The organism is Achromobacter sp. GbtcB20, from assembly GCF_019091095.1.
GTDB lineage: Bacteria > Pseudomonadota > Gammaproteobacteria > Burkholderiales > Burkholderiaceae_B > Achromobacter > Achromobacter mucicolens.
Genome location: NZ_JAGXJZ010000427.1, coordinates 1 through 302, shown reverse-complemented (window position 1 = coordinate 302; position 302 = coordinate 1). Strand labels below are relative to the sequence as shown.

Here is a 302-nt window from a genome sequence, read left to right as displayed (position 1 = left end):
TCGTGCCCCCCGTGCCCAACGATTACATCGCCGTCACCGACCCGGTCAACCAGGGCGTGCCGGTGCTCGAGCTGTCGCGCGCGAGCGCGGCGGCGCGCAGCCTGGCCGACCTGGTCGAACTGGTCACCGCGCGCCGCGCGCCCGAAAGCCGCGGCCTGTTCAATCGCCTGTTCGGCCGCGGCGATACCGATTATTGAAAGGAGAAGCCATGTCGCTGCGTGAACGCCTGTCCGTATCCGATGACGAGCGCCGCTCCGGCGTACTTCCGGCCGAGGCCGGCAACAGTGCCTACCAGGAGCTCA

General features: G+C 68.9%; 1 pseudogene. It reads left to right on the top strand.

The features are described 5' to 3' along the window. Positions 1-197: pseudogene (locus KVT32_RS29620) on the top strand (response regulator receiver protein); the annotation flags it as partial. Between the last annotated feature and the right edge of the window lie 105 nt (positions 198-302).